Annotated in this window: 1 pseudogene; it reads right to left on the reverse strand. The window is 47.4% G+C overall.

The window, feature by feature from the left end:
* Window positions 1-340 (reverse strand): annotated as a pseudogene (locus tag AB4512_RS23740) (carboxypeptidase regulatory-like domain-containing protein); the annotation flags it as partial.

Genomic DNA, 340 nt, shown 5'->3' on the forward strand with positions numbered 1-340 from the left:
CGACAGGTTGTATTTGAAAACATCGTACTCCATCGACTCTAAGTCCAATTCATCGGTTTTATTAAGCTCTATCGATGCCGACTGATCACCATTGATCAAAATATCAAACTCCATTGGAAACCGATTGAACTCCGACAACCAACCGATATGACCCGCGAACCAATGCGCCGGTAAGTATCGTCCTTGAACACCAATCAAGTCTTTGCCATTTTGCCTCATAAAGGCACTACCCACGGTGAAGTAATCGGCAAGCCCATATTCGATCGACACAGCGCCCGCTCGGTCTGCACCTTCATTGCCTACCACTTGCACGCCCCACTCATTACTTGGCAGAAATGCA

It is taken from the genome of Vibrio sp. 10N.222.52.B7 (assembly GCF_041474275.1).
Taxonomy (GTDB): Bacteria; Pseudomonadota; Gammaproteobacteria; order Enterobacterales; family Vibrionaceae; genus Vibrio; species Vibrio crassostreae_C.